Source organism: Limnoglobus roseus (genome assembly GCF_008254045.1).
GTDB classification, from domain to species: Bacteria; Planctomycetota; Planctomycetia; order Gemmatales; family Gemmataceae; genus Limnoglobus; species Limnoglobus roseus.
This window is the reverse complement of the sequence record NZ_CP042425.1, coordinates 5,165,432-5,187,995: the sequence shown is the minus strand read 5'-3', so window position 1 is coordinate 5,187,995 and position 22,564 is coordinate 5,165,432. Positions and strand designations below refer to the sequence as shown.

General features: G+C 67.3%; 42 protein-coding genes. 15 read left to right on the top strand and 27 right to left on the bottom strand.

The window, feature by feature from the left end:
• Positions 1–347: 347 nt before the first annotated feature.
• The 8 genes from PX52LOC_RS21720 to PX52LOC_RS40780 all read right to left on the bottom strand — a co-directional run bounded on the left by PX52LOC_RS21720 (position 348) and on the right by PX52LOC_RS40780 (position 3,686).
• A complete protein-coding gene (locus PX52LOC_RS21720) occupies positions 348–992 on the bottom strand; it encodes a hypothetical protein (RefSeq protein ID WP_149112061.1) in 645 nt (214 codons plus the stop codon).
• A gap of 152 nt (positions 993–1,144) precedes the next feature.
• Positions 1,145–1,387 carry a hypothetical protein gene (locus tag PX52LOC_RS21715; protein WP_149112060.1) on the bottom strand — a complete coding sequence of 81 codons (243 nt, stop codon included), beginning with the start codon at positions 1,385–1,387 and terminating at the stop codon, positions 1,145–1,147.
• Between the two features lie 3 nt (positions 1,388–1,390).
• Positions 1,391–1,840, bottom strand: a complete 450-nt coding sequence (locus tag PX52LOC_RS21710) for a hypothetical protein (protein ID WP_149112059.1) — start codon at positions 1,838–1,840, stop codon at positions 1,391–1,393.
• Between the two features lie 17 nt (positions 1,841–1,857).
• Entirely contained in the window at positions 1,858–2,280 is a 423-nt protein-coding gene (locus PX52LOC_RS21705) for a helix-turn-helix domain-containing protein (protein ID WP_149112058.1), read from the bottom strand.
• Complete coding sequence (locus PX52LOC_RS21700; protein ID WP_149112057.1) at positions 2,277–2,462, bottom strand: hypothetical protein; 186 nt, start codon at positions 2,460–2,462, stop codon at positions 2,277–2,279. The genes PX52LOC_RS21705 and PX52LOC_RS21700 overlap by 4 nt, the downstream gene beginning before the upstream one ends.
• Positions 2,459–2,725: a hypothetical protein gene (locus PX52LOC_RS21695; protein ID WP_149112056.1), complete on the bottom strand. Its 267-nt coding sequence runs from the start codon at positions 2,723–2,725 to the stop codon at positions 2,459–2,461. The genes PX52LOC_RS21700 and PX52LOC_RS21695 overlap by 4 nt, the downstream gene beginning before the upstream one ends.
• Entirely contained in the window at positions 2,722–3,486 is a 765-nt protein-coding gene (locus PX52LOC_RS21690) for a hypothetical protein (RefSeq protein WP_149112055.1), read from the bottom strand. The genes PX52LOC_RS21695 and PX52LOC_RS21690 overlap by 4 nt, the downstream gene beginning before the upstream one ends.
• Positions 3,465–3,686, bottom strand: coding sequence for an excisionase family DNA-binding protein (locus PX52LOC_RS40780; protein ID WP_168219135.1), 222 nt, complete (start codon positions 3,684–3,686; stop codon positions 3,465–3,467). Before PX52LOC_RS40780 ends, PX52LOC_RS21690 begins: the two co-directional genes overlap by 22 nt.
• A gap of 130 nt (positions 3,687–3,816) precedes the next feature.
• Between PX52LOC_RS40780 and PX52LOC_RS40775 the strand changes: the two genes are divergently transcribed.
• From PX52LOC_RS40775 to PX52LOC_RS21675, 3 genes are read left to right on the top strand one after another with little or no spacing between them, the layout of a single operon-like run.
• Complete coding sequence (locus PX52LOC_RS40775) at positions 3,817–4,011, top strand: hypothetical protein (RefSeq protein WP_168219134.1); 195 nt, start codon at positions 3,817–3,819, stop codon at positions 4,009–4,011.
• Positions 4,012–4,022: 11 nt separating this feature from the next.
• Positions 4,023–4,499, top strand: coding sequence for a hypothetical protein (locus PX52LOC_RS21680; RefSeq protein WP_149112053.1), 477 nt, complete (start codon positions 4,023–4,025; stop codon positions 4,497–4,499).
• Positions 4,500–4,532: 33 nt separating this feature from the next.
• Complete coding sequence (locus PX52LOC_RS21675) at positions 4,533–6,092, top strand: hypothetical protein (RefSeq protein WP_149112052.1); 1,560 nt, start codon at positions 4,533–4,535, stop codon at positions 6,090–6,092.
• Between the two features lie 9 nt (positions 6,093–6,101).
• On the opposite strand, the gene PX52LOC_RS21670 is transcribed toward PX52LOC_RS21675, so the two are convergent.
• The 3 genes from PX52LOC_RS21670 to PX52LOC_RS21660 all read right to left on the bottom strand — a co-directional run bounded on the left by PX52LOC_RS21670 (position 6,102) and on the right by PX52LOC_RS21660 (position 7,325).
• Positions 6,102–6,581: a hypothetical protein gene (locus tag PX52LOC_RS21670; protein WP_149112051.1), complete on the bottom strand. Its 480-nt coding sequence runs from the start codon at positions 6,579–6,581 to the stop codon at positions 6,102–6,104.
• A 210-nt stretch (positions 6,582–6,791) separates the two neighbouring features.
• The gene (locus tag PX52LOC_RS21665) at positions 6,792–7,031 is read right to left on the bottom strand and encodes a hypothetical protein (protein WP_149112050.1); all 240 of its coding nucleotides are present in this window, start codon (positions 7,029–7,031) and stop codon (positions 6,792–6,794) included.
• A gap of 90 nt (positions 7,032–7,121) precedes the next feature.
• Positions 7,122–7,325: a hypothetical protein gene (locus PX52LOC_RS21660; protein ID WP_149112049.1), complete on the bottom strand. Its 204-nt coding sequence runs from the start codon at positions 7,323–7,325 to the stop codon at positions 7,122–7,124.
• A gap of 217 nt (positions 7,326–7,542) precedes the next feature.
• On the opposite strand from PX52LOC_RS21660, the gene PX52LOC_RS21655 reads away from it, so the two are divergent.
• Positions 7,543–7,773 carry a hypothetical protein gene (locus PX52LOC_RS21655; RefSeq protein ID WP_149112048.1) on the top strand — a complete coding sequence of 77 codons (231 nt, stop codon included), beginning with the start codon at positions 7,543–7,545 and terminating at the stop codon, positions 7,771–7,773.
• A 98-nt stretch (positions 7,774–7,871) separates the two neighbouring features.
• On the opposite strand, the gene PX52LOC_RS40770 is transcribed toward PX52LOC_RS21655, so the two are convergent.
• From PX52LOC_RS40770 to PX52LOC_RS21645, 3 genes are all read right to left on the bottom strand, one after another.
• A complete protein-coding gene (locus PX52LOC_RS40770) occupies positions 7,872–8,042 on the bottom strand; it encodes a hypothetical protein (RefSeq protein WP_168219133.1) in 171 nt (56 codons plus the stop codon).
• Between the two features lie 362 nt (positions 8,043–8,404).
• Positions 8,405–8,608: a hypothetical protein gene (locus PX52LOC_RS21650; protein ID WP_149112047.1), complete on the bottom strand. Its 204-nt coding sequence runs from the start codon at positions 8,606–8,608 to the stop codon at positions 8,405–8,407.
• 249 nt (positions 8,609–8,857) lie between these two features.
• Positions 8,858–9,187 carry an ArsR/SmtB family transcription factor gene (locus PX52LOC_RS21645; protein WP_149112046.1) on the bottom strand — a complete coding sequence of 110 codons (330 nt, stop codon included), beginning with the start codon at positions 9,185–9,187 and terminating at the stop codon, positions 8,858–8,860.
• A gap of 408 nt (positions 9,188–9,595) precedes the next feature.
• Here PX52LOC_RS21645 and PX52LOC_RS40765 point away from each other — a divergent pair, with 408 nt between their 5' ends.
• Positions 9,596–9,769, top strand: a complete 174-nt coding sequence (locus PX52LOC_RS40765; protein WP_168219132.1) for a hypothetical protein — start codon at positions 9,596–9,598, stop codon at positions 9,767–9,769.
• Between the two features lie 392 nt (positions 9,770–10,161).
• On the opposite strand, the gene PX52LOC_RS43990 is transcribed toward PX52LOC_RS40765, so the two are convergent.
• The 10 genes from PX52LOC_RS43990 to PX52LOC_RS40755 form a co-directional block, all read right to left on the bottom strand.
• Complete coding sequence (locus tag PX52LOC_RS43990; protein ID WP_149112045.1) at positions 10,162–10,560, bottom strand: TIGR02996 domain-containing protein; 399 nt, start codon at positions 10,558–10,560, stop codon at positions 10,162–10,164.
• A 28-nt stretch (positions 10,561–10,588) separates the two neighbouring features.
• Positions 10,589–11,173 carry a hypothetical protein gene (locus PX52LOC_RS21635; protein ID WP_149112044.1) on the bottom strand — a complete coding sequence of 195 codons (585 nt, stop codon included), beginning with the start codon at positions 11,171–11,173 and terminating at the stop codon, positions 10,589–10,591.
• A 171-nt stretch (positions 11,174–11,344) separates the two neighbouring features.
• The gene (locus tag PX52LOC_RS21630) at positions 11,345–11,623 is read right to left on the bottom strand and encodes a hypothetical protein (RefSeq protein WP_149112043.1); all 279 of its coding nucleotides are present in this window, start codon (positions 11,621–11,623) and stop codon (positions 11,345–11,347) included.
• 141 nt (positions 11,624–11,764) lie between these two features.
• A complete protein-coding gene (locus PX52LOC_RS21625; RefSeq protein ID WP_149110643.1) occupies positions 11,765–11,956 on the bottom strand; it encodes a hypothetical protein in 192 nt (63 codons plus the stop codon).
• Positions 11,957–12,200: 244 nt separating this feature from the next.
• Positions 12,201–12,608 carry an Hsp20/alpha crystallin family protein gene (locus tag PX52LOC_RS21620; RefSeq protein WP_149110642.1) on the bottom strand — a complete coding sequence of 136 codons (408 nt, stop codon included), beginning with the start codon at positions 12,606–12,608 and terminating at the stop codon, positions 12,201–12,203.
• A 279-nt stretch (positions 12,609–12,887) separates the two neighbouring features.
• On the bottom strand, positions 12,888–13,520 hold the full coding sequence (locus PX52LOC_RS42715; RefSeq protein ID WP_246173434.1) for a hypothetical protein: 633 nt from the start codon (positions 13,518–13,520) through the stop codon (positions 12,888–12,890).
• A gap of 366 nt (positions 13,521–13,886) precedes the next feature.
• A complete protein-coding gene (locus PX52LOC_RS40760; protein ID WP_168219131.1) occupies positions 13,887–14,063 on the bottom strand; it encodes a hypothetical protein in 177 nt (58 codons plus the stop codon).
• 45 nt (positions 14,064–14,108) lie between these two features.
• Positions 14,109–14,471 carry a hypothetical protein gene (locus tag PX52LOC_RS21610; protein WP_149112042.1) on the bottom strand — a complete coding sequence of 121 codons (363 nt, stop codon included), beginning with the start codon at positions 14,469–14,471 and terminating at the stop codon, positions 14,109–14,111.
• Between the two features lie 48 nt (positions 14,472–14,519).
• Positions 14,520–14,750 carry a helix-turn-helix domain-containing protein gene (locus tag PX52LOC_RS21605; RefSeq protein WP_149112041.1) on the bottom strand — a complete coding sequence of 77 codons (231 nt, stop codon included), beginning with the start codon at positions 14,748–14,750 and terminating at the stop codon, positions 14,520–14,522.
• Complete coding sequence (locus tag PX52LOC_RS40755; protein WP_168219130.1) at positions 14,747–15,028, bottom strand: helix-turn-helix domain-containing protein; 282 nt, start codon at positions 15,026–15,028, stop codon at positions 14,747–14,749. Before PX52LOC_RS40755 ends, PX52LOC_RS21605 begins: the two co-directional genes overlap by 4 nt.
• 179 nt (positions 15,029–15,207) lie before the next feature.
• Between PX52LOC_RS40755 and PX52LOC_RS21595 the strand changes: the two genes are divergently transcribed.
• The 5 genes from PX52LOC_RS21595 to PX52LOC_RS21575 all read left to right on the top strand — a co-directional run bounded on the left by PX52LOC_RS21595 (position 15,208) and on the right by PX52LOC_RS21575 (position 17,688).
• Positions 15,208–15,558 carry a hypothetical protein gene (locus tag PX52LOC_RS21595; RefSeq protein WP_149112039.1) on the top strand — a complete coding sequence of 117 codons (351 nt, stop codon included), beginning with the start codon at positions 15,208–15,210 and terminating at the stop codon, positions 15,556–15,558.
• Between the two features lie 63 nt (positions 15,559–15,621).
• On the top strand, positions 15,622–15,906 hold the full coding sequence (locus PX52LOC_RS21590; protein ID WP_149112038.1) for a hypothetical protein: 285 nt from the start codon (positions 15,622–15,624) through the stop codon (positions 15,904–15,906).
• A 154-nt stretch (positions 15,907–16,060) separates the two neighbouring features.
• Positions 16,061–16,729, top strand: coding sequence for a hypothetical protein (locus PX52LOC_RS21585; protein ID WP_149112037.1), 669 nt, complete (start codon positions 16,061–16,063; stop codon positions 16,727–16,729).
• A 29-nt stretch (positions 16,730–16,758) separates the two neighbouring features.
• Entirely contained in the window at positions 16,759–17,076 is a 318-nt protein-coding gene (locus tag PX52LOC_RS21580; protein ID WP_149112036.1) for a hypothetical protein, read from the top strand.
• Between the two features lie 39 nt (positions 17,077–17,115).
• Positions 17,116–17,688: a sigma-70 family RNA polymerase sigma factor gene (locus PX52LOC_RS21575; protein WP_149112035.1), complete on the top strand. Its 573-nt coding sequence runs from the start codon at positions 17,116–17,118 to the stop codon at positions 17,686–17,688.
• Between the two features lie 69 nt (positions 17,689–17,757).
• Here PX52LOC_RS21575 and PX52LOC_RS21570 read toward each other — a convergent pair whose 3' ends face one another.
• The 3 genes from PX52LOC_RS21570 to PX52LOC_RS21560 all read right to left on the bottom strand — a co-directional run bounded on the left by PX52LOC_RS21570 (position 17,758) and on the right by PX52LOC_RS21560 (position 19,260).
• Positions 17,758–18,015, bottom strand: a complete 258-nt coding sequence (locus PX52LOC_RS21570) for a hypothetical protein (protein ID WP_149112034.1) — start codon at positions 18,013–18,015, stop codon at positions 17,758–17,760.
• Between the two features lie 84 nt (positions 18,016–18,099).
• The gene (locus PX52LOC_RS21565) at positions 18,100–18,570 is read right to left on the bottom strand and encodes a hypothetical protein (RefSeq protein ID WP_149112033.1); all 471 of its coding nucleotides are present in this window, start codon (positions 18,568–18,570) and stop codon (positions 18,100–18,102) included.
• A gap of 177 nt (positions 18,571–18,747) precedes the next feature.
• A complete protein-coding gene (locus PX52LOC_RS21560) occupies positions 18,748–19,260 on the bottom strand; it encodes a helix-turn-helix domain-containing protein (protein WP_149112032.1) in 513 nt (170 codons plus the stop codon).
• Between the two features lie 227 nt (positions 19,261–19,487).
• Between PX52LOC_RS21560 and PX52LOC_RS21555 the strand changes: the two genes are divergently transcribed.
• From PX52LOC_RS21555 to PX52LOC_RS21540, 5 genes are all read left to right on the top strand, one after another.
• Positions 19,488–19,697, top strand: a complete 210-nt coding sequence (locus tag PX52LOC_RS21555) for a helix-turn-helix transcriptional regulator (protein WP_149112031.1) — start codon at positions 19,488–19,490, stop codon at positions 19,695–19,697.
• 100 nt (positions 19,698–19,797) lie between these two features.
• Positions 19,798–20,301, top strand: a complete 504-nt coding sequence (locus tag PX52LOC_RS40750) for a hypothetical protein (protein WP_168219129.1) — start codon at positions 19,798–19,800, stop codon at positions 20,299–20,301.
• A complete protein-coding gene (locus tag PX52LOC_RS21550; protein ID WP_168219128.1) occupies positions 20,298–22,073 on the top strand; it encodes a DNA primase family protein in 1,776 nt (591 codons plus the stop codon). Before PX52LOC_RS40750 ends, PX52LOC_RS21550 begins: the two co-directional genes overlap by 4 nt.
• Positions 22,070–22,252 carry a hypothetical protein gene (locus tag PX52LOC_RS21545; RefSeq protein ID WP_149112029.1) on the top strand — a complete coding sequence of 61 codons (183 nt, stop codon included), beginning with the start codon at positions 22,070–22,072 and terminating at the stop codon, positions 22,250–22,252. Before PX52LOC_RS21550 ends, PX52LOC_RS21545 begins: the two co-directional genes overlap by 4 nt.
• Entirely contained in the window at positions 22,245–22,496 is a 252-nt protein-coding gene (locus PX52LOC_RS21540) for a helix-turn-helix transcriptional regulator (protein ID WP_149112028.1), read from the top strand. The genes PX52LOC_RS21545 and PX52LOC_RS21540 overlap by 8 nt, the downstream gene beginning before the upstream one ends.
• Positions 22,497–22,564 lie beyond the last annotated feature (68 nt).

Here is a 22,564-nt window from a genome sequence, read left to right as displayed (position 1 = left end):
TTCCCATAAAATGTCCGCGACGCGTTCAGGTTGAAACCGTTTCAACCCAGAGCATCTCCAACCGTTGGAGATGCTCGCCCCACCGGATGGACGGACGGAATGAACGAGATCACTTGCTTCAAGCACCCGCGGCGGAACTTTACTGACGTCAGTAAAATGCTCGGCCAAAGCCTTTGAGACTAGCACTTTCCGTCAAGGGTGTAGCCAATAACGACACCCTTTCACCATCCTGGTATCTCTACTGGATCTAGAGTCTACCGGGCGGACTTTAATCGCGGAACTCGTGTAATCGCCTTCACTTCCGGGAATACCCTCCACCCGACTTAGGGTATTCGCGCTCTCCTGCTTCAAGAACCTGCCATCGCCCCGACTTCCTCCCCCGCACACACCACGTCCGGGATGCGCAACCGCCCCGCCGGCATCGGGTCGGCCCACGGCCGCCGGTACCGGCCCAGGTACAACCGCCAGTCCGCCCCGAGTTGCTCTTGCACGATGCGCACCGCCGCGGCTTTCGCCCCGTCGCGCGACGCGAACCCCATCTCCCGCCGCCGGTCGGCGAACACCAACTCCGGCGTGCCGGCGACCCAGATCCGCCCGACCCACACCGGCGGTCGGCCGTCGCGCACTTCGTCGTCGAAGGCGTCCACATCCGGGAGTGCGAGCGGTCGCGCCGCGGGAGTCCAGGCGTCGCCGTACCGCCACTTGAGGAACCGGACGGCCGCCTTGCCCGCGGCCGACGCGGTGTGGAACCGGCCGGCCAGGTCGACGGACGCGGCGGGGCCGCCGGGAGATGACTCCGGCAGGCGGACGCGGTACGAGACCCGGCCGAACCGGCCCACCGTCGTCGCGTACACGTGGCGCAGGCGAACGGCCTCCCGGATGCCGTAGTGGTTCGGGTCGTAGGTGCGCAGCTGTTGGACGTCGTCGAGGGACGCGGGGACGTGGGACACGTCGAGGGCGAACGCGCGTGAACCGGAGCGGGCGACGGGCATCGGGGGCCTCGCGGGGGTCGAGACGGGCGATGGCTCAATCGTAACGGGGATGGGGGAAGGAACGCAGAACGTGCAGAGGAACGCAAGAAGAACGCCCCGGTCGGTCGCCGGCCCCACACCGACGTACCAACCCGATCCGACCGGGGCGTGGCTCACGAATCGCCGGGCCAGTCGTGCGGCCCCGTCTCGGCCGGGAGGAAGATGGTCGGCCGGCCCTTCGCCCACGCCGGGAGCGAGTCGCCCGCCGCGAGGCAGAAGCGGGTGTCGCCCGTCCGCGGGACGGCCGGCTTCGGGTCGGTGTCCGGCGTGCAGCCGTAGCGGACGACCAGCGGGCCGGTGTCGCCGGCCGCGGCCTCGTCCTGTTCCAGTTTCGCCAAGCGCGATTCGATGCTCACGGGTCAGCCCTTCGTGATCATGCGGGGGTCGTGGTTGCCGATCGCCTTCGTCACGAACCCGGGCGGCTGGTTCGCGGGCACGCCGAACCCCTCGTTCGGGTCGTACCCGAGGAGGGACTTGATCGTCGCCCCGGGGTCGCCGTTGACCAGCGCGAACGGCTCGCCGCCGTCCCCGTCGCGGACGAACAGCAGGGCGTTCCGCTGCCCGCCGGCGAGGGCCTTCGTGACCTGCGCCTCGGAGTCGAACACGTCGATGACGGCGTGGACGCCGCCGCAGTGCGGGCACCGCCCGTCGCCGTCCTGGCGGCCGGTGACGCGGTCGCCGACGATCGCCTTGTACACGGTCATCCGGCAGTGGGGCATGGACGCCATCCGCTCGGCCTCCGTCCGGCTCGGCGTGTAGTCGAGGCCGGGGACGGCGCTCGCGTTCGCCGGGATCATCACGGTACTCATCGGGCATCCTCCAGGGGTTAAGACTTTTTCTGCTTCGCCTTCCGCTCCAGCGCGGCTAGGCGGGCTCGCACGTCGAGCAGCTCGCCGAACTTCGCGGCCCACCCGAGGACGGCGTTCGCGGCTTGCACCTTCACGGCCGGCGGGGTCACGTCGTTGGCGAGGATCTTCGCGAGTTCCTGGACGGCGGAACTGGTGCTGTTGTGCAGCAGGCCCACGGCGGCACTCACAGCGTCCTCGCGGGCTTGCCGGTACCGGGCCTGAAACCCCGGCTGGCGCATCCACCGCTGGGCGGTCCGGCGGCTGATGCCGGCCTTCGCCGCCGCGTCCGTGACCGTCCCGCACGATAGTAACTCGGCGATCAGTCGGGGTTCGAACACCCGCCGGGACGGCTTGTCGTCGTCCGGCGGTGGTCCGTCGGGGGTGGGCGGTAGCTGCGTCATTTTGTGCCATTGTGCGTCACGGGCTCGGTGGGTACGGCAGGCGGTTCGCCGTCGCAGGCGTGCGGGACGCGGTCGGCCCCGTCGTCCACCGGCTTTTGCGGCGGGCAGTAGTACGTCGGCCAGACCTTTGCTCTTGCGGCGGCTTCGCCCTCAAGCCTTTGGAGTCGCGTCTCGATGCTCACGCTCGACCTCCCGCGGCCCAGGACGCGGCCGTGTCGCGGGCCTCGTCCACGGCCCACTCGACGGCCAGGTCGACGGCGTTGGCGTCCCCGCGGGCCATGTCCCGCAACTCGTCGTCGGTCGTGACCGGCTCCCGGAACGCCCGCTCCGCCATCCGGGACACGACGAACGGGTCGACGCACTGCGGGGGCAGGTGCAGGGGCGTGGCGTCCGCCCCGTCGCCCAGGTCCGCTTCCAACTTCGCCAACCGCGATGCGATGCTCACGCTTTCGCCCCCGCGAGTTCCCGCCGCAGGGCTTCCATCTCCCCGACCGTGATCGGCCGGCTGAGCCGCCGCTGTTCCTCCCGCTGCCGGTCCTCTTCCTCCTCGGCCCGCAGCCGCTCCTCGTCCTCGCGCTGCACGGCCGCCTGGTTGGCGACGAGCGCCGCCGTGTGCCGCTTGATCGCGTCGATCGAAATGAACGGGCGGACGCGGCCGTTGACGCACGCCGCGGCCATCCGCCCCAGGACGTAGTACCTCTTCCGGAACAGCACCTCCGGAGGCAGCAGGCCGGGCAGTTGGTCCCGCGCCACGTCCCCGTCCTCCCACCGGGCCGGGACGACCGCGTAATCGGCCGTCAGGGGCGAGCCGGCCTGCCGGACGCTAACGAGGTGCTCGACGTGGAGGCCGCGGGTCGAGACGAACCCGGCCGGGGCGTACCGGGCCGCGTGCTCCGGGTACTGGGCGAGCAGTTCCTCCCGGCGGGCGAGCGCGTTGCGGATGCCGTCCGAGACGGCCTGGAGCGAGTACCGCAGGCCCTCCGTGAGGCGTCGGGCCAAGAGGTCTTGATCGGCCTCGAACCGGACGAGCAGGCCGAGGGCGTCGTCGACGTCCGGGTAGCGGAGTCGGAGGGCGGCGAGGACGTCCGACAGGCCGCGGTCGAAGTCGTGGTCGCGGACGACCGCGAACGCCTCGACGGCGGCTTGGACGGCGGCGACGGCGGCCAGCGGGTCGGCGGGCGGGGTCACTTCTGCGGCGGGGGGCATGTCGGCTCCGGTGGTTGGTACGGGGGTAGGGCGTCGGGGGTGAGGGCGTCGAGCGGGACGCGGACGCACCCGCCGACGCGGACGGCGGGCAGGCGGCCGTCCGCGAGCATGGCGTCGACGAGCCGCAGGGACACGTTCAGCCGGCGGGCGGTCTGGACGCGGGACAGGTACGCCGGTTCGGCCGTGGTCGTCGATCCCATGCCCCGACTGTGGCGGCCGGGCGGGGAAGGACGCGATGCGGAGAACTGCGGGGGCGTGCGTGACCGCGCACCGCGTTCCCCGGAGGCGGCCACAGTCGGGGAGCACAACCGCTGACCAGGAACCCACCCGATGACGACCCCCGACCAGCAACCTGTCACTGACCTGCTCCGGATTCGCGACGCGATCGTGTCGCAGTTCCTGACGCGGATGACTGGCGTGGCCGACATCGGCCACCTGATCCGCCCGCCGGTGGACGTGTCCCGGCTCACCCGGCCGGTCATCACCTTCCCGACCCTGCCCACGATTTCACTCCCCACCCGCTAAGGATGCCCCCCATGTCGATCCCCCTGCCCGGTTCCGCCGGCCCCGCCCTCGTCACCCTCGGCGGCCGGGACTTGATCCTCACCCCGATTCCACCCGCCGATGCGTGGAAATTCCGCAAGGCCGCGGTGACGAAGATCCAGGCCAAGATGCGCGACCCGGCCGAGTTGGCCCTCCGTGCCGTCGCCCAGGCCCGGGCGGCCGGCGAGCCGCTCAGCGCGGAGGATCGATCGGCCTTGTTCCGGGAGGCGCTCGACGCGGCGGCGGGCGGAAAGAGGGAGCCGACGGACGCCGAAATTCACGCCTGGACGATGACGGCCGAGGGGATGCGCGAGTTCGTGTTCCTCACGGCCGTCGGGAACAAGCCGCTCGTGACGCGCGAGTGGCTGAAGGAGGTGTTAACGGAGGACAACCTTGTGGACTTCCTAACCGGCGGTACCTCCCTTGTCGCGCCGGTGGAAGCGGAACCCGCGGACCTATCGGCCGAATAACGTCCCCTTCCTTCACGCAACGGATGATCCGCCATGTTCCCGCCGCCGCCGAACCGCCCGCAAGGTCAACCCGACGCCCGCCGCCCGCGGGCGGCCGTGGATTTCGAATTGAAGAACTACGACAAGGCGATGTACGACCTCAAGGAGTTCGGGAAGGAAGTCGAGCGGGTCAAGAAGGCGCTCGCCGACCGCGGGTTCCAGTTCGCGCCGCCGGTCAACCTGCCCTCGCTGCCGACCGTACCGGCGCAGTCGCCGGTACGGTCGGCAGCGCCGTCGGGATGGGGCACTCCGGGGCCGCTCGGGGGATTGATCCGCTCGACTAAACTGCCGTCGCCCCAGGACACGATGCCCGGCCGCGCGATGGCGACAGCGTCGGGATTCGTGGCGGGCAACAAGGGCGGCCCGGCCGGGTGGGGCAACGCGGTCAAGAACCTGCCCGTCACCATCACCGGCGTCACGGCGAACGCGAGCCGCGCGATGGGGGCCGGCCGGCCGGGCGACGGGTCGAACCGCGGGATCAGCGCCGCCCCGCTCCACGCGCTGACGGCCGCGGCGACGGTGGCCACCGGCGGCATCCTTGGCATGGTCCGGGCCGGGCTGAGGAACACCGTCGAAGGGAACATGCTGGCCGCCCAGTTCACCATGCTCTCCCGCGAGTTGGCGGGGATTTTTCTGCCCGTCGTCCAGGCCCTCACACGGCGGATGCAGGCGTTGAACCTGTGGCTGTCGAAGCTCACCATCCGGCAGCAGGACCAACTCATGCACGCCGGCCTCGCCGTCGGCGGGGTGGCCGCGGCCGGGGCGCTCGCCAAGCCCGTCATCGGCCCGGTCGTGGGTTTGCTGGGCGGCGCGATGAAGGCGGTGGCCGGCCTCGCCCCGGCCCTGATCGGGGTGGCCGGGGCCGGTGGACCCGTGACGATTATCCTGGGGGCCTTGGCCGCCGCGGCGACGGCGGCCGGCGTGGCGTTCGCTACTCTTGTGGCCGTCTCCGAGCCGATCCGGAACGCGCTCGGAAAGGTCTTCGCGGCATTTGAGAAGGTGTGGGTCGCGCTCGCCCCCGTCCGGCAGGCGCTGTTGGAACTCGCGGAAGCGGTGGTCGTGCCCTTCCTGGAGGAGTTGGCCCAAGCCATCACCGACATCGCGACCGACCCGGAAGTCATCGGGTTCATTCAGGACTTGGCCGACCGGATCGACGGCCTCGGGGTCGTCGCCCGCGGGGTGGCCGAGATCGTCCGCGAGGCGATGGCCGCCATCGTCAACCTCCGCCCGCCGGACTTCCAGGGCGTCGTGAACGGCATCATCGACGATGCCCTCCAGAATGCCGCAAAGCGTGGGAAGAAGGAGAAGCCCGACGACCCCGGCGGTCACCGCCTGCCGACGCCCGTGAACCCGGGCCGCGAAGACGCGATCGGCGCGTACAACCGGATCCAGGACGCGGTGACGAAGGAAGGTGGAATGACCGAGGCCGAGAAGCAAACGATGCTGTTGGAGGCCATCAAGAAGGCGCAAGACGCCCTGCTCCTGCAACAGCAGCAACAGGCCCTCCAGCAGCAGTTCGGCCAGCGACCAGCAAACAACGGGCGGCCGGGGTGACGGGAACGCCTAACCGACGACGGCGACGACGCCGTCCTTGTAGTAGAGCCGCACGTCCTTGACCTTGTTCCCGCCCGGGGCCGTGAAGTCGCCCTCGTAGACCGACACCGGCCCGTCCCACGCGCCCGACAGATCGTCGATCGACCGCGCCGGCGGGCCGTACTTCTTCTCGACCTGCTCCCGCGTCCGCCCGAAGACACTTTCCTTGAACGCCGCGAACGTCATGCGAAGCGCCTTCCGCTCGGGGCCGAGGTCGGCGTTCGGCGCGACGCGGGGCGGCGCATTCGGGGCGGGGTTCGCGGCCACCGGCGCGACCATCGGGGCCGGTGGTGGAACCGGGGCGGGTGTCGCCGCCGTGCGGCCGATCAGGAACCCGCCCGCGAACCCGGCAGGCAGGCTCACCGCGATGCACACCGCGGCGACGATCGCCGCGTTGGCCGGCTTCCGCCTCGCGTCCCACTCGCCGCTGCCGTCGTCTCGGTCGCGCATCGGCCCGCCCTCCCCGGAAGTGCGGCGCATCATCCCGCGGGGGCGGAATGGCGTCAATGACGGTAGAAGTCAACCGAAGCCGACCCGGAAGCGGATCTGCGAGGTCGTCGCGATGCTGGGGTGGGTGCCGGGGGAGAGGTGAGGGAGACCAACGGCGGGGGCGTTGGCGCGGACAGCGAACTGGTCACGACCGTGAAGTTGAGCGAGAGTCTACGCTTCTTGGACGATGAGGAACAAACTCCCCGCCGTCCCGATGGGGTGCGGGCCAAACACGAGGGCCGCACCCGCGCTGAACGCCGCGTCGAGATCGAAGGGCTGGCCCTCGCCGCCGTGGACCGTTCTCGCCGTTCCAACGGCGTCGACGATCACGGCACGCCTTTTCTTGGGCGGCGGGTCGCCCGGGGTCGGCGTGTGAGCCTTCTTGACTGGTAGGCCCGGGGTCGGCATCATCGCTTCCGTTCGGTTGGAACATCTCGACACCGCCCGCCGCCACGCAGGCCGTGGGCCCGGTTGCTTTTCTACGACGTGGAGGCGGGGCAACTACCCCTTGTTGCCCCTCGGCTTCGCCCCCATGAACAGAACCGCGGGCACTATGACCGCCACGTCCGAGTTCGCCACCGCCCATTTCCGGGCGGTGGCCTCAGCGTCTTCCATCGTCGCGCAGGACTGCGACTGGAATCGTTGGGTGCCGATACCGGACAGGACGAGAAAGCCTTCTCTGCGATCGACGTGGGGCTGGGCCATGGGCGTCTCCGTTAGGGTGGCAGAGTCGTACCACCGGCGGCCGACGCCGTCAATCCGATCGGCCGGAGAGCCGAGCGTGGGGTGGCCGCGGCCACCCCACGGGCTAGCCTTCCCCCTTGACCCGCCGCCCCCGCCCGCCGAAGATGACCCGGCCGCCAAGCCGGACGCGGGTCCGGTTCACTTTAAACACCGCCTTCGACTAAAGCGAGTAGGAACGATGGCCGCCCCAGATTTCCCGTTCGCAGACGGTGAGCAGGTGCTGGTTCAGGACGGGGCCGGCCGCCGGTTCACACTGACCTGTCGATACCGCTACGCGGCAGGCGTTCCCACAGGGTACGTCTTGCAAACAAACTACGGCACCCTCGCCGCTTACGACAAGTTGGCCGACGAATTCGAAGTGACCGCGGCGGGCGAAATACTCCCCGTGACCGCCGGACGGGTCAAGTGAGTCGGCGGCAAGGGACTTCTTGCCCCCCCCCGCCCGCCGATGATGACCCGGCCGGCTGCACCCTCACCAGGTCGACCGCGAGGGGGTCGGTCCCTTCCTCACGCCGGCGCGACACCGGCCGGGCGGAACCGCCCCCACTGCCGGCCGCACCTCCGACAGGCGCGGTGGACGTGGAACATCTCGCCGCACGGCCCCCACTCGTTGGTCCGTTGCGTGTGCCAATCGGCTCGGTGAAAGATGAGGCACGTCAGGCGGTGAATCGTTCGCATCGGTATGGTCTACCCCGAACGAGCCACTTTGTAAGTGGACGGCCCGAATCTCTCGACATCCCGTATACTTCACCCGCCGCCTTCCGGCGGTCCCGGCGACGGGGTTCGGCCCCGTGCCGCAGTCGTGGCCAGCGGCGAGTGCCCGCGGAATCAAGATACCTCCGCCAACCGCCGCAGCCCGTTCCCCACCTCTCCAATCTGTGAGGTGCGCGTGTCTGTGAGGGGAGCGTGGGCCGCGAACTCGGGGGTCGGCCGGCGTCAGTGGCCAACCCTCGCTGCACGCCACCCCGCGACCCGCCAGTGAAAGTCCACTCGGTGAGGGCCGGGCTGTGGAGGTGATCGTAACTGGTGGGGTGGGTTGATCACGCCGGGCCAGGGACGATCACGTACGTGTCCCCTTTAATCCAGAATCGCGATCCGTCAAACGGCACCTCTTGCCCGTACTCGTCGAGGTACCGGTCGTGGTCCCTAACCGCGTCGCCATCCCCGGTTGTCTTGCGAATCTTCGTCAGCGTGATTTTGTTTCCGCTGCCGTTTTGAACGGAAATGATGGACCGAGTCATCATGTGTCCCATTGAGCGGTGGGAGAATTCTCACTCCCTGAAACCTTCGATCAAGGCCGGCATACCCGTTCCCAGCATTCTTTCGAGGGTGCACGTCGACCCTTTCGACCTGCACCCTTACTCGTTTGTACCCCGTGCTCTACGGAGGGGCAAAGCAATTCGCCATCCCCTTCACCCGCCCCACCCGCTACCCGAAGATGATCACGGGCAGCGACGGACCGCCTCACGGCCAGGGACGGCCTGCCCACCCACTCACTTCCCCTTCTTTCGCCCGATGCTGATCCGCCACGCGCCGAAGTGCAGCGTGCCGAGTTCGTCGGCCGTCGCGGGCGGGATGAAGACGCCCGGGGCGAAGCGGTACTCGACGTGGCGGCCGAGCTTCTGGTCAGCCAGGATGCCGGCCTGGCGCAGCATTTTCAAGTGCTGTGACATGTTCACCATGGGGACGCCCAACCGTTCGGCCACGACGCCGACCGTCACCGGGCCATGCGCGGCGATCTCTGCGACAATCTGGAGCCGCGTGAAGTCCCCAACGGCAACCAGCCTCGCGGCCAACGCACGAGCGGCTTTCGGATCGGTCATGGCTTGTCGAGGGGCTGTCCGCGCAAGGGGAGGGGCGGGTCCATGCCCTCGGACCCGCCCCCATCACTCTCGGGCCTGATTTCCCGAGAGGACGCGGGCGGGTATACCCTCGCCGAAGGGCCTCGGTGTCAGGAGTTTCCCCATTCTGATTCGAGAACGACCTTGCTGGCGGTAGGATACATTGCCGCCTTTCGGCGGTCCCGGCGACGGGGATTCGGCCGATTAACCCCTGGCCGCAGTCGTGGCAAGCGGCGAGTGCCTGGGGCAATCCGAGCCTCTGGTGTGGCGACGTCTGCTTCTAACCACCGCAGCCCGCGCCACGGTTTAAAAAGTCCTGGGGCGAGCGGGCCGCGGAGTTGTGGGTGAGCCGGCGTCATCGGCGAACCCTCGCCCTTTCGAGGCCCGCCAATGAGGCGCACGATCGTCCTACTCCTGGCCCTCGTCGTCGGATGCACGGAGCGGCGGTTGCCGGATCCCGATGAGGTCCCGCCCGCGCTCGTGGCCCAACGAGAAGCCCAGGCCCGGCAGGAAGCGGAACGGGTACGGGAAGCGGCCCGGGCGAGGCAACCCGGCTTCGAGTGATCCGCGGAGGCTATTCCGCCGCCCCTCCTCGCGAACGATGACATGGTTCCCCGCACCGGACTGGCCGAGCCACCGGTCAACGGGCGGCAGTGTCTGGCGTCGTGGTGGGTTCAGTGCCGGGCGACGGCGGACTGAACGCCTCGGGGAAAAACGCTGCCGCCTCGGCCGGGGTGAGTGGCGGGCGGTAGTGCGGCTCGACACCACAACCGCCCCAATACTGCCCGCATGCTGGGCACTGAAGCAGGTAGGTTGCCACTGGCCCTGAAGCCAGCCCGTCAATCAGAGGATTTGCCGGGTCGCGGCAGAACTCACACCCAAAGACTCCGTCGACCTCAACCACATGGACGCCCTCCGCCGAACCATCGCCTACACGTTTCTGATCGAGCAACGGGTCAAACGGGCGGTGGAACGGCGGAAAGGATCGCGTCTCGATCGCCCGAGTCGAGGTCCATGAACGCCATTGCCATCAGATTTTCCGCCCTCGCCCGCCCGATGGCGGATGCGTCATGACAGGCATCATCGGCCACCATGTAGCGAACCCACCACCGCCTCGCCCATCCGGGGATCCGACGGGGATCATCCGTTCCGAAGACTCGCTCAAATTGCTCCCGGAACCGCGATAGAGGGCTTTCCGAGGACGGGGCCGCGTACAAGGTCAGTCGGCCCATCGCCCGATAACCAGGCCCGCGCGGGTCGCTCCGTTCGTCCAAAAATTGGGCAAACGACAGCCGCGTGCTGTGGTCCGCCGGGTTCGCATCGAGAGCAGTTTGGAAGGCGTCTTCGTCGGTCATCCTGACACCTTACAGAGAGAGCAACAAGTCAGGACAAGGCCGGGTCCGGTGCAGCGACGGGTTCGGCGTGCGTTTCCGGCAGCCAGGACTCTTGCACGCCCAACTCCCTGGCTACCTCCTCGCAGCGACCTCTGCTGAGTTGCCGACACCCCTGGAGGTCCAGCAACCGAATCGTGCGCAGTTGCCGGATCACGTCGAGGCAAACGTCGGTGACCCGCGACGAGTACAGCTCGAAGACATCGACTTGCCGCAGGTACCGCAGATGGCTGACACCGGCGTCGGTGATGTTGTCCGAGTGTAGCCGCACGATCTCCAACTCGGGCAGGTGCTCGATGCACCGCAGGTCGTCGTCGTGGATCAGTTCCCCCTCCCACAACACCAGGCAGGAGTACTCCTCTCGAATTGGGTGGTGGCTCAGGTACTCGTTGGCTTCCTCAATCGGGAGCCCGTGCAGGAATTCCGGCAGGTTGATCGCCGAGTGCAGCCAGGGGATCTCACCGACGGTCTCGAAGAAGTTAACGGCCTCGGTCCGTTCCGGCGGGTCATCGAGGCGCCGCATCCGATAGGTGCGTGTGACGCCGTACTGCGTCCGCTGGAACTCGGCTTCCCGCATCCGTGCGCCTCCGCTGCCGAACTGAGTATTATTCCGTGCCGGCGAATGATACCTCCGGCACGACATTGGACCCGGCCGGCGGTCGCAAGTCAAGGGATTGGGTGGCGCGTTGCTGAGTGGGCCCGCGGTCAGCCTGTCCCGGCCTGTCGGCGTCACGTCACCGGCGAACACTCATTCCTCGTGGACCTTGATCCGATTCGGGTGCGCTGAACCGTTCGGCGACGGGGGCTCCGGCGGGTCGAACGGGAGCGGGTGGGGGATGTGCCACATCGGGTTGCCGAGGATGCGGACCTCGGACGACTCGACGTGGATCACGTCGCCGGTCGCGTCCAGGCGGACGACCCAGATCGTGTTGATCGACGGGCCGTAGTCGATGAGGAAGTACGCGAGGCCGCCGCCCTGGGGCGTCTCCACCCAGATCTCCGGGTCGATGCGATGGATAGCAGTCATGAGCGGGCCGGGCGAGGTTCGGCGAGGTTAGGCGAATGCAGTTCCCGTCGGGAAGTCAGCAAGTTGTGTGCCTGCCTCCCCTCGGCCCATTCGATCGCGATGCGGGCTTGAGTTGCATCCGCTGACGGGCCGAGCGAGGGGTCAATTTCCAGCCAGCCTCTTCACCTCGGTTTCAAGCCGATCGACCTTCTCGATTAGGGTGTTAATCGAGTCGAGATAGTGTTTGTTCGTCTTCATCAGGCCCTCTATGTGGTTCAGCAACAGAGCTATCCGCGCGGTCAGTTCATTCGCGTTTTTTTGATCCGACTCGATGTCGAGTGGGGTGTCTGACATGAACTTCGCTCCGGGGGTCAAGTTCAACTTAATATGCTACTGGGCCTTTTTCGTTGCGGAGGGAGTAATCGGCTCCACCGCCGCCCGGGCGGGTATCCAACCGAGAGTGGCGGCGCGTTCCACTGATTCTCTCACGAGCAAGGTCGAAAACAAACCGGGCCGGCACCCGCCGGCCCGGTAGACCAATGCGCAGTGAGTTCCCGCGGGGGACAGCCGAACCAACGCCTTCCCCGCGGCCCGGCGGTTACGCCGACTTGAGGGCGATCTTCCGCGGCTTGGCGGCCTCGGACTTCGGGCACGTGATGGACAGGACGCCGTTCGCGAGCGTCGCCTCCACCCGGTCCGCGTCCACCCCGCACGGCAGGGCCGCCCGGGTCTCGAACCGGCCGAACGATCGCTCGTCGCCCTCACGGCCGCGGACCTTCCGCTCGCCGCAGACGATCAGTTCGTCGCCGTGGACGGAGATGTCCAGGTCCCCCGCCGTCGCCCCCGGGACGTCCATCTGGAAGTACACGGCGTCTGGGGATTCCCACAGGGCCGGCCCGCGGGTCGGCCACCCGGGGGCGGTGATCCCCTCGAAGAGTCGGTCGAGTACGGGGCTGAGGCGGTTGGCCGGGGCGAACGGGGAGTCGTTGGCGAGAAGGGACAGCATGATTAACCTCCTTCGAGCGTGGTCGGGCACCGCGGGGACAACGGGCGGCGGTCCGTGCCCGACGGGAATCCCCGCCGCCCGCCCGGAAAATGCAAGGAGCGTGCCCGCGGCGGTAGTCGGGCGGAAGTCGAAATACGACTTAGAAATAAGGAAAATGGAGAGAAAAGCGGCTTGCCGAGGGGTGCCAAGTTGGCAGGGAACGGCGATCGATTTCGTAGCCCCTCGTGAGCCTCGGCCGGAAGTTTCGTTCAGCCGGCCTCAGATGTCAGACCGGGTCGGTCACACCTTCCCGAGCACGCCGTCGACGACCCAACACCCTCGCACGTGAACCCCGTCGCCCCGGCAGTGTCCCAACACGTCCGCGTCCTCGCACCCGGCGTCCTGCAAGGCGTCCGCGAGGATTGGCAGGCGGTCGAACGCACGGTCCTCGTAGATGCCTTCCGCGAGGCTGACGACAGTGGGGGTGAGCCAGGCGGGGGAGAAGTTGACGGGACGGAAGGGGTTGCCGAAGATGTCGCGGAGAAAGGTCGTTTGAGTCGTACCTTCCCCGATACGGGCGTCGCGCCTTCCCTTCGGCGGCTTTTGCAGACTGATGGACCGCGAGGTCTGATTCGCGGAAATGATCGCCGCATGGAACGCATCCGGCAACATGGCACACGTCGTGTGGATGGGCGAGGCCCGCTCGATCCTCTGATAGAAAACGGCGTTCAACTGGCTCTCGGGAATAGTTCCGTCGGCGAACCGCTCCGCGGACTCGACATCCTCTTGGTTCCGCTTCGTGGGAGCGAGGGGGAGGAGGCGTCGGCAACAGGCCACGGCGAAGAGTCGAAATTTCCGGCTGCTCGCCTTCCCCTCCAAGAACGCCAGCAGGAGCGTCGAATCGGTCCCCGCCAGCCACTCCGCTTCCGTCATCGCCCGCCCTCCCCGCGATCGTCCCTCAGTCGGCGGAAGAAGACCCAGAACAGCACGCCGGCCAGCAAGAACACAACGGCGACGATGACGGGCATGGCGGGGCTTACTGCATCGGGCTGTTCACCGCGATCCCGAGGACCGAGTTCCGAATCGCTACCTCGGAGGCCGGCCGAACAAGTAATAGGCTAAGCCGCCGATCGCGATCCCAACGACGACCACGCCGACAACCTTTAGCCACGCCCAAGACCGCGGGTTGTCTTCACGGTACTGCTTTCGTTGGCGGGCCTCGAAAAGTGCCCACTCACTGCTCTTCTTGGAATCGCTCATGGTTTCGCCGAGAAGGTTGTGGGTCCGGTGGCGATGCGGTCATTTCTTCGGGGCTGGGGGACCGCTAATGTCGTCGTCGGTCGTTTCCCACGGGTGCCGGCGGTCCATGTGTTCAATCACGGTCAGGAGGTCTTCCGTAACCGTGAGGAGTACATCGAGTCGCGAGGCCACCTCGTCGAACGTGGCCGGCGGGACGGGGGTCGTGATCGCCTTCATGGGGGCTCACTTCTTCGGCGGCGAGGTTGACTTGGCGGGTAAATGTTACTCCTTGGGCTTGCCCTTGACCTTCGTCGCGCCCTTCGCGGTCGCCTCCTTCGGGACCGGCGCGAGGTTCTTCGACATGAGCTTCCCCGACGGCGACGTACTCCGCGGCGGAATTGGGGCGGCCGCCTTCGGGGCGGTGCTGTTCTTCTTGGCCCGGGCCGGCTTGGCCTTCGGCTTCTTCACCAGTCCGACGGCCTGACCGACCGGCGTGACGACGTGCTTCTCGGCCGCGTGGGCCACGTCGGTGGCGATCTCGGCGACCTTCTCGGCCGACCCCGTCACGGCCTTCTTGACCTTGGCGAGCGTCGTCGGCGGGGCCGCGGGGGTCTTGGGGGCGGGTTTCGTCGGCTTCTTAGCCATGGCTGTCTCTTTCACGGGCGAATTGGGAAAGATTGTTGTATCGACTCCTCACCCCCCTTCGCCGGCCTCCCAGCACGCCGAGAACACCCGGCACGGCACCCCGACACCCGCCGCCAGGCGCACGACCAGACCCCACGATGGGGACCGCTTGTTCTTCCCGGCCTCGAACCGGCGGATCGTCGCCAACGGCACGCCGGTCTTGTCGGCGAGTTCCTGTTGCGTCAGGCCGGACGCGGCGCGGAGTTCGGTCAACTTCTCGGCGAAGGTGGGCGGGGTCACTTCTTCTTGCCCTTCGCAGGCTTGCCATCTTCCTTCGCCTTCGGTGGCCGGCCAACGATCGGAGGCGGCTGTTCAGCGTCTTCGGTGAAGAAGAAAGTGCAGTCCACTTCCAGCCCCTTGCAGAGCGCCTCTAGGGTGTCGTGCGTGGGGTTCACCTTGCGGCCCTGCTCCATTGCTTCGATGTGGCGCTCCGGCACACCGCACTTCTCGCCCAACTGCTTCCTTGTCAAACCAAGTTCTTCGCGACGCTGCTTCAACTTCAGATGCGGAAAGGGCATAGGGACCACTGGGAAAAAAGTTGGGAGAATCTTTGGAAAACTACTCCCAGAGGAGTAGACAAAGTACTCCCGCGGGAGTATTCTACCACCGCAGCACCACCAACGCCATGTGAACCGGGGTTCAGGCGAGAGGATTCGTTCCGTCGTCCGCGTCGAGGGTGCGCGCCGAGGAACATGCCATGCCCCTTCCCACGTGCGGTCAACTGGCTCCCACCCTGACCCACAAGGCCGGCCGCCGGTGGGCCTTCCTCCCATCCGCGGACGCAACCAGCCCGAGCCTCGGCACGCTGACGATCGTTCAGAGCAAGCGCGACACGATCAGCTACGGCGTCGCCCTGGAGGAGGGGCAAGTCCTCTTCCTGAAGCTCACGGACGGCGAGGTCTACGGCGTGACGCTCGACCGGGCCGGGCGGCCGGCGAAGTGTTCCTGCCCTGGGTACTGCTTCAAGAAAACGTGCAAGCACTGCGATTGCACCAAGGAGTTACTCGCCGACGGCGTCCTCGACGCTGCCCCGGCGCACGCGGCCTGACCCCACATCCTTCCCTCTCCCGCAAGGGGGAGGGTGCGCATCACGACGAACGGAGTCACCGACATGAAAGCGAACGCCACCCCGCCCGCGAGCGCCGAGGCCGCCTTCGCGCTCGACCTCGTCGCTGTGCTGAACGCGCTTGACCGGGCGGGGAAGCCCGTGGCCCACCTCCTCATCCCGTCCGATCAATTCGACGGCGTACCCGCAACCGACCTTGCGCCCGACGGCCGGCCGCCGATGATGGGCGGCGGGAAGCAGACACCAGCGAGGCAGGGACGCCTCTCCCCCCGCGCGGTCCGGCAGAACCGCCGGGGGTCGATCCAACACCGCGAGCCCGGGACGGCGTGAGGCTGCCCCGCGGCGGATCAGGACGACACCCGCCGCGGAGTTCCTTGGCACTTGCTATCCCCGGACCAGCGTACACCCGGTTTCGCCGCCGGGCCGGGGAGTCTGCGCGCACCTACCCGCGCGCAGGCCGTCATCCATCCACGGAGAGTTCCCGATGTGTACGTCGACCCCGTTCACCCGCGACGAGTACGACCGTCCGGCCATGCCGGCGCCGGCCCTCAAGGCCGAGCCGCACTGGCCGCACTTCGTCGCCGCCGACAACGGGCACTGCTGGCCTGACCAGAAGCGATTTCACGTCCGCCTCCCCGGGTCGCGGGCCGGGGCCGATAAGTGGGTCGGCGTTTCGCTTCGGGACGCGGAGTCCGCGGCGGAAGCTTACGACTGCCCGGTCGAGGTCGGGGCGTTCGTCGTCGCCACCGAGCGGGCGGCGGACCCGTCCCGGGAGATGCGCCAGTTCCGCCAACTCATCCGCCTGCTGGAGATGGCCGCCGAGGTGGCGATGGACATGCTCCACTACCACGGCCGGCTGTGCGCCTGCCCCCTGTGCGTGTGGCTCGCCGCCCTCGACGACCGGCAACCGGGGATGAAGGCGGCCGTCTGGGCGCGGGTCGCGGAACTGCCGGCCGTGGTTCGGCCGGCGGCCAGCTTCCTCGACCTCTGGGTTACCCCGACCCCCGTGAGCCCGGCCCGGCCCATCCGGCTCACAACCGCCGCGTGCGAGTACAGCACCCCGGCCGTCGCCGTGGCGTACCCGGAACGCGCGGCGGCAACCCCGGCCCAGGTCAAGGCCGCCCCCCGCCCCTTCCTCACCGGCGCGAAGTAGCACACCCACCCACGACAAGGAGACCCAACATGAGAGCAGCACTGAAGAAAGCGATTCGCCCGGCCGGCCCGACGACCCCGGCCGAGTTGGAGTTCGTCGACCTGCTCCGGCAGGCGGACAAACTCCGCCATGACTTGATGGCGTTTACGTCCCGCCCGGATCACGAGGACGTTGTCTTCGGCCTGATGAGCGGGTTCGCCATCACCGAGCCGGACGTGCAACTTTACGTGAACGAGGTCGTCGACGCGCTGTGTTCTACGGCGTTCAACCTCCGGGCGTTTCGCCTGATGATTTCGAGCGACTTCGGCTCCGGCACGTGGTTCGACAAGACCGAATGCCGCGGCTGACTCTTTCCTTCTTCACACCCAACACCGGAGAAACCCACCTTGCCAACGACTACCTGCCCGACCTCTCGGAAGAAGCCACCACTCCTTCCCACCGCCGAGCGGAACGCCGTCGCGCTGTCCGTCTTCCCGCTTCTCCTGAAACTCTGTCGTGAAGCAGTGCCATGCCAACACGACGCCGACGACGCGGGTCAGATCTCCGCCGTGCGCATCCTCGAAACGGCCCGCGGCTATGACCCAGAAAAGGGCCGACCAGGAACGTGGGCCGGATTCAAGGTTAAGAGCGTCCTGAGCGCGCGTCGGCGGAGCCGGGAGTATCATGCCGCCCACGTCTCGGGCCATCTCTCCAATCCGGAGGGCATTCTCGACCATCGTGGCCCAGAGCGAGACGTGGATCGCGAGGACTTGGCTGATCGCATTCGGACTGCAATTGCAACGGTACCTGCGCGGCACCGGCGCGTGCTTCGGTTGCGTTTCACCGCCGGCCTGACGCTTTCGGAGGTCGGCGAGCGACTCGGGTTGAGTGAAACCGCCGCATGGCATCGTGTAAACGCGGCGATCACCGCCGCGTGGCTCGCGTGCCGGCGGGCCGGACTGAAACCGGGCGTGTGCTGACAACTGCCACGACATCACCCCCGGCCATCATGTGGCCGGGGTTCGTTCATTGACATCTCGGCGACGCGGCTACTTCGTTACCTTGCCGAGCGACTTCGGGTTGTCCATGACGGTCAGCGAGAACACCTCGCCGGTCGCCGTGTCCACGACGAACGCCCCGGTCGGCCCACCGCCCGCGGCCGGGTACGCCGATATCTGATACCGGCCGATCGGTAGCGGGGCGGGGTTCTCGGCGGCGGCCGAGGGCAGAGACGGGCCAGTGAGGAACAGGGCGGCGGCAACGCCAACGACAACGCCGGCGAGGATCAGCAAGAAACGTGTGCGCATGGGGGGCTCCGAGCTGAGGGACGGGCGGGATCTTTGTACCGATCTCGAAGCCGAGCCGCGGATCGCCATCGGGTTCGGGACCGCTTACACCGCCACCGCCGCCTCGGGCCGCCTCAATTCGGTGAGCAACTGACCCATCAAGTTCATGACGCGGTCGCGGTGCGGCCCCCAGATGAGGTTGATGAATGCGACCTCCGCCCCCTTCTCGGGCAGCGACGGTTCCCACGAGGGGCGGGCCACGGGGTGGCCCTTGATGAGAAGCAATTCCTCCCGGACCATGACGCGAAGGGCCTCGGGGAACTTGGCGTCGGCGAGGATCGTCAGCTTCCCGCCGTCGGTCTTCCGCGGTGTGGCCGCCCAGAACGCCGCCTTCGAGCCGGGCAGGGCGAACTTCAGGACGCCGCCTTGCCCGACGTGGCGGGTGTACGCGAGGCCGTTTTGTTCGCTCCAAGCGATGAGGGCGTCGAGCAGCGGGGCAAAACGCGCCGACTCCCCGGACTCCATGCTCTCAACGCGGGAAAGGAAGTTAGCTTTAGCTGCGGCCAGGTCGGTCATGGTGCGAGTCCCGTTGATTTGAGAAGCCGGCGACATCGAACCTCGGGATCGCGCGGATGAACTCTTGTTGTACGGACGTTCGGCGGTAGGCTCGCGGATGACAGCCGATTGGCACTCAAACCCGCCTTCCGCCGGTGGCGTGCCGTTGTCCTGAAGTATCTGACCGGAAGGAGATACTCAAACGGTCCGCCATATTCGATTATCTTGTGAGTCGGTCAGAAACACGCTACCCCTCGGCCGCTCCACGTCGGAACAATATTCGAACATGCTGATGGGCCTGAAGAACGCCCGCGAGATCGCAACGGCTCGCCCGAGTGACAATCCCACCGCCCGGCCCGATTCGAGGTAGGTCAGTGTGGTTTGCGGGATGCCGGATACGGACGCGAACTTTGCCCGTGACCACTTCTTTCGGGTGCGCATCGCGCGTACCAAGTCGCCGAGCGGCCCCCGGTGATTTACCCCCGGCTGGTAGAGGTACACGTCGTTCGGATGGCCAACCTCGTCGACGACGGACGCGACCGAGCATCGCATGGCGTGGCAGAGATGAACGGCCGTCAGGAAGCCGACGTCGTAGCCCCGGCGCTGCTCGACGGCCCGCACCGTCTCGACGCTCACCCCCGCCTCCTCAGCGAGTCGCTCTTGCGTCCACCCGCTCGCGGGCGTGTCGCGCAACCATTCGCCGATGGACATGCGAATGTCTCGGATACGCCACCCGATTTCCATTTGATAAATGGCGAAAGTATTAGGGCGCGGATAAAGACACTTGCATTTTGACCCCTAAACCCTGATTCCAGCAAGCTCAAGCGGCAAAATTCAGCGGAACTGCCTGGAACTCTAAGGGATTTTGATGATTCCCCGCCGCCTGTCCACAGTCCCCTCACGAACCGCGTGGTGCGGTCGGGTATTGGGGGCTAGACATGGCGATGACGACCTTGACTGAGGTGCTGACGGTCAACGACGTGACCCAAACGCTTGGCGTCGGCAAGACAACACTTTATCGGTGGATCGAATCGGGTCGCTTCCCGCGGCCGATCAGTCTCGCCGGCGGCCGGGTGGTTCGCTGGACCCGTGCGACTCTCGAGAAATGGCTAAGCGAGCAAGAAGCCACACAAACCCCCGCCCGTTAAACGCGAGCGGCCGACCCCGCCAGGTCGGCCGCCGCAATCGCCAACAGTCCCAAACATCACTGACCACCAACCGCGGGCATCACCCCGCAGGAGGCTCACCATGATCATACCACCGCGCCCCGGCGGCCGGCCGCCCGTGGATGATTTTCCGTCGGCCCCGCTCCTCTCGCCCGAGTCCTTCGTCGGCCTGCGCGAGATGGCGAATCGCGAGCGAGAGCCCAAGAAAGCACTCTCTCACCTCTACCTCGATTGCTGCGAGGCCGAGCGTGCCGTGCACGTCGCGCACGTGTCGGGTGATTCCGCAGCGGTTCGCGGTGCCGAGTGGGAGAGGGCCGCGGCCAGAGCAAAGCTCCGCGAGGAGCAGGAGCACGTCGGCAACTCGTTCCTGATCGGCCTATCACACTCGTTCGCGTATCAACCGGACGAGTTAGCCGACTTGCTCGCACAACTCTTCCGCGACGGCCGGATCCGGGCCGCGTTCGTGCCAGTCCTGCAACAACTCCTCCAACCGACGGTCGACTGGGTGCGGGGCGAACAGCGAGACATCGAGGAGCGCGTCACCAACTTGGAAACCATCGCCGCAACCGAGGAGGCGTACTCGTGAGTGCGTCACGACAACGGGTGGCCGACCAAGCCGCCAAGAAACGGGCCGGCCGCGTACCGGCCGACGAACGACTCTTGCACCCGCTCAGCGACATCGGCAACGCCGCCCGGCTCATCGCCGACCACGGCGAGGACGTGCGGTACGTCGGCGATTGGGGGTGCTGGGCCGCCTTCGACGGCGTCCGCTGGGTCCGCGACGGCGTGGGGGCGTCCGTTCAAGAGCGGGCCAAGGCCACGGTCAAGAACCTGCTCACCGAGGCCGTCGTGGCCCTGAAGGCCGCCGTCGACGCCCTCGCCGACGCCAAGACCGAAGAGGAGGAGGCCAAGGCCAAGAAGGCGGAGACGGCGGCCAAGGCGATGATCGCCCACGCGAAGAAGTCGCACGACATCCGGAAGATCCGCGACATGCTCTCGGCGGCCAAGTCCGACCCGCGAGTCTTCATCCCGGTCGGGAGCGACGTGTTCGACAAGCGGCGGGACTTGCTCAACTGCCCGAACGGCACCGTCGACCTGCGGACCGAGCAACTGACGCCGCACCGTCGCGAGGACTACCTCACGACGCTCTGCCCGATCCGGTTCGTGTACGACGCCCCGCGGCCCCTGTACCTGAAGTTCCTCGACGACATCTTCCCCGACTCGCCGAACGTGGCCGACTACCTCCGGGCGTTGGCCGGGTACATGCTCACGGGCGAAGTGACCGACCAGGCCGTCTACCTGCTCGTGGGCGACGGGTCGAACGGCAAGACGGTATGGCTAGAACTGTTGCTGTACGTGCTGGGGTTGGAACTCACGTACACGGTGCCGGCCGAGGTACTCCTCGACGCCAGCGGCAACCGGCACCCGACCGAGCGGGCCGGGTTCCGGGGGGCTCGTCTCGCCGTCGCGAGCGAGACGCAGGAAGAAACGGCCCTCAACGAGAGCCGCATCAAGAACCTGACCGGCGGCGACACGATGACCGCCCGGTACTGCCGTCAGGACTTCTTCTCCTTCAGCCCGACGCACAAGATGGCGCTGGCGACGAACCACCGGCCCCGGGTCCGGGGAACGGACAACGGCATTTGGCGGCGCATCCGGTTCATCGAGTTCCCGCGGCGGTTCTGGACCGTGAGTGACCAACTCCGGGAACCCAAGGGGGTATTCAAACCAGAGGACAAGGCCGACCCGCACCTCTTGGAGCGGTTGAAGGCCGAAGGCGAGGGCGTCCTCGCCGACATGGTGCAAGCCGCCCGATGGTTCTACGCGGGAAACGGCACGATCGAGCCGCCGGCCGAGATCGCCCATGCGACCGCCGCGTACCGCAAGGACGAGGACACCCTCGGCCGGTTCTTCATGACGAAGACGCAGCCGTGCGACGAACCGAACATCACCGGGGCCGAACTCCGGGACAGTTACGTCGACTGGAACCGGGCCAACGGGCACACGGACGCGACACTGATCGGGTCGCGGAAGTTCTTCGAGCGGGCGGCCAAGTTGTTCGGCAAGCCCTCGAAGTCCAGTGTGATGATGTACCGCTGCAAGCTGAAGCACGTGGACCCGCTCGCCGACCCGAAGGACGAAACCGAGGCCGGCGCGGGAGGGTGGGAGGGTTCGACCCCGAATCCCGGAAAGCGCCATACACCCGGTTTTTCGGGATTCGGCCCAAACGTGACGGGTGAATCCTCCCAACCTCCCGTAAACGACAATCAGAGCGACACAACCACTTCCGCCAATGGCACTTCCACCGGCCGCCGGTACAACCCGCCGCCGGACGACCCCCTTGGAGGTATCCGATGAGTCGTATTATTTCGTCCGAACGGTGGTCGATCGAGTTCAAACCGGCCGGTGCTAGGCGGTGGACGGTCATCGGCACGGTCGGCACCCGCGAGCAGGCCGAGTGGTTCATGTTGCGGTTTCTCGGAACGGGTGATTGGTACATCCGACCTCCGAAGGTGAAGGAGGTGGCCCGTGCCTGAATCTCCTGCCAAACGTCGAACCTGTCCGCCCGGTCTACTCCGTCGGGAGGACGCTGCCGCCTACTGTGGCGTCTCCGCCCCGACCTGGGACCGCTGGACCGCCACCGGGTTGAACCCGCAACCCCGGAAGATCGTCGGGGCCGTCCTGTGGTCCCGGCACGAGTTGGCCGAGTGGTGTCGCCGCGGGTGCCCGCCGCGCGACGAATGGGAAGCCGTCTGGCGGTCAGTCCTCTCTCGCCGCTGATTCACACCTGCGATTGATCCTAACGCATTGAAGGGCGTACCCTGTTCGCTCCTGCGGCGAGGGTACGC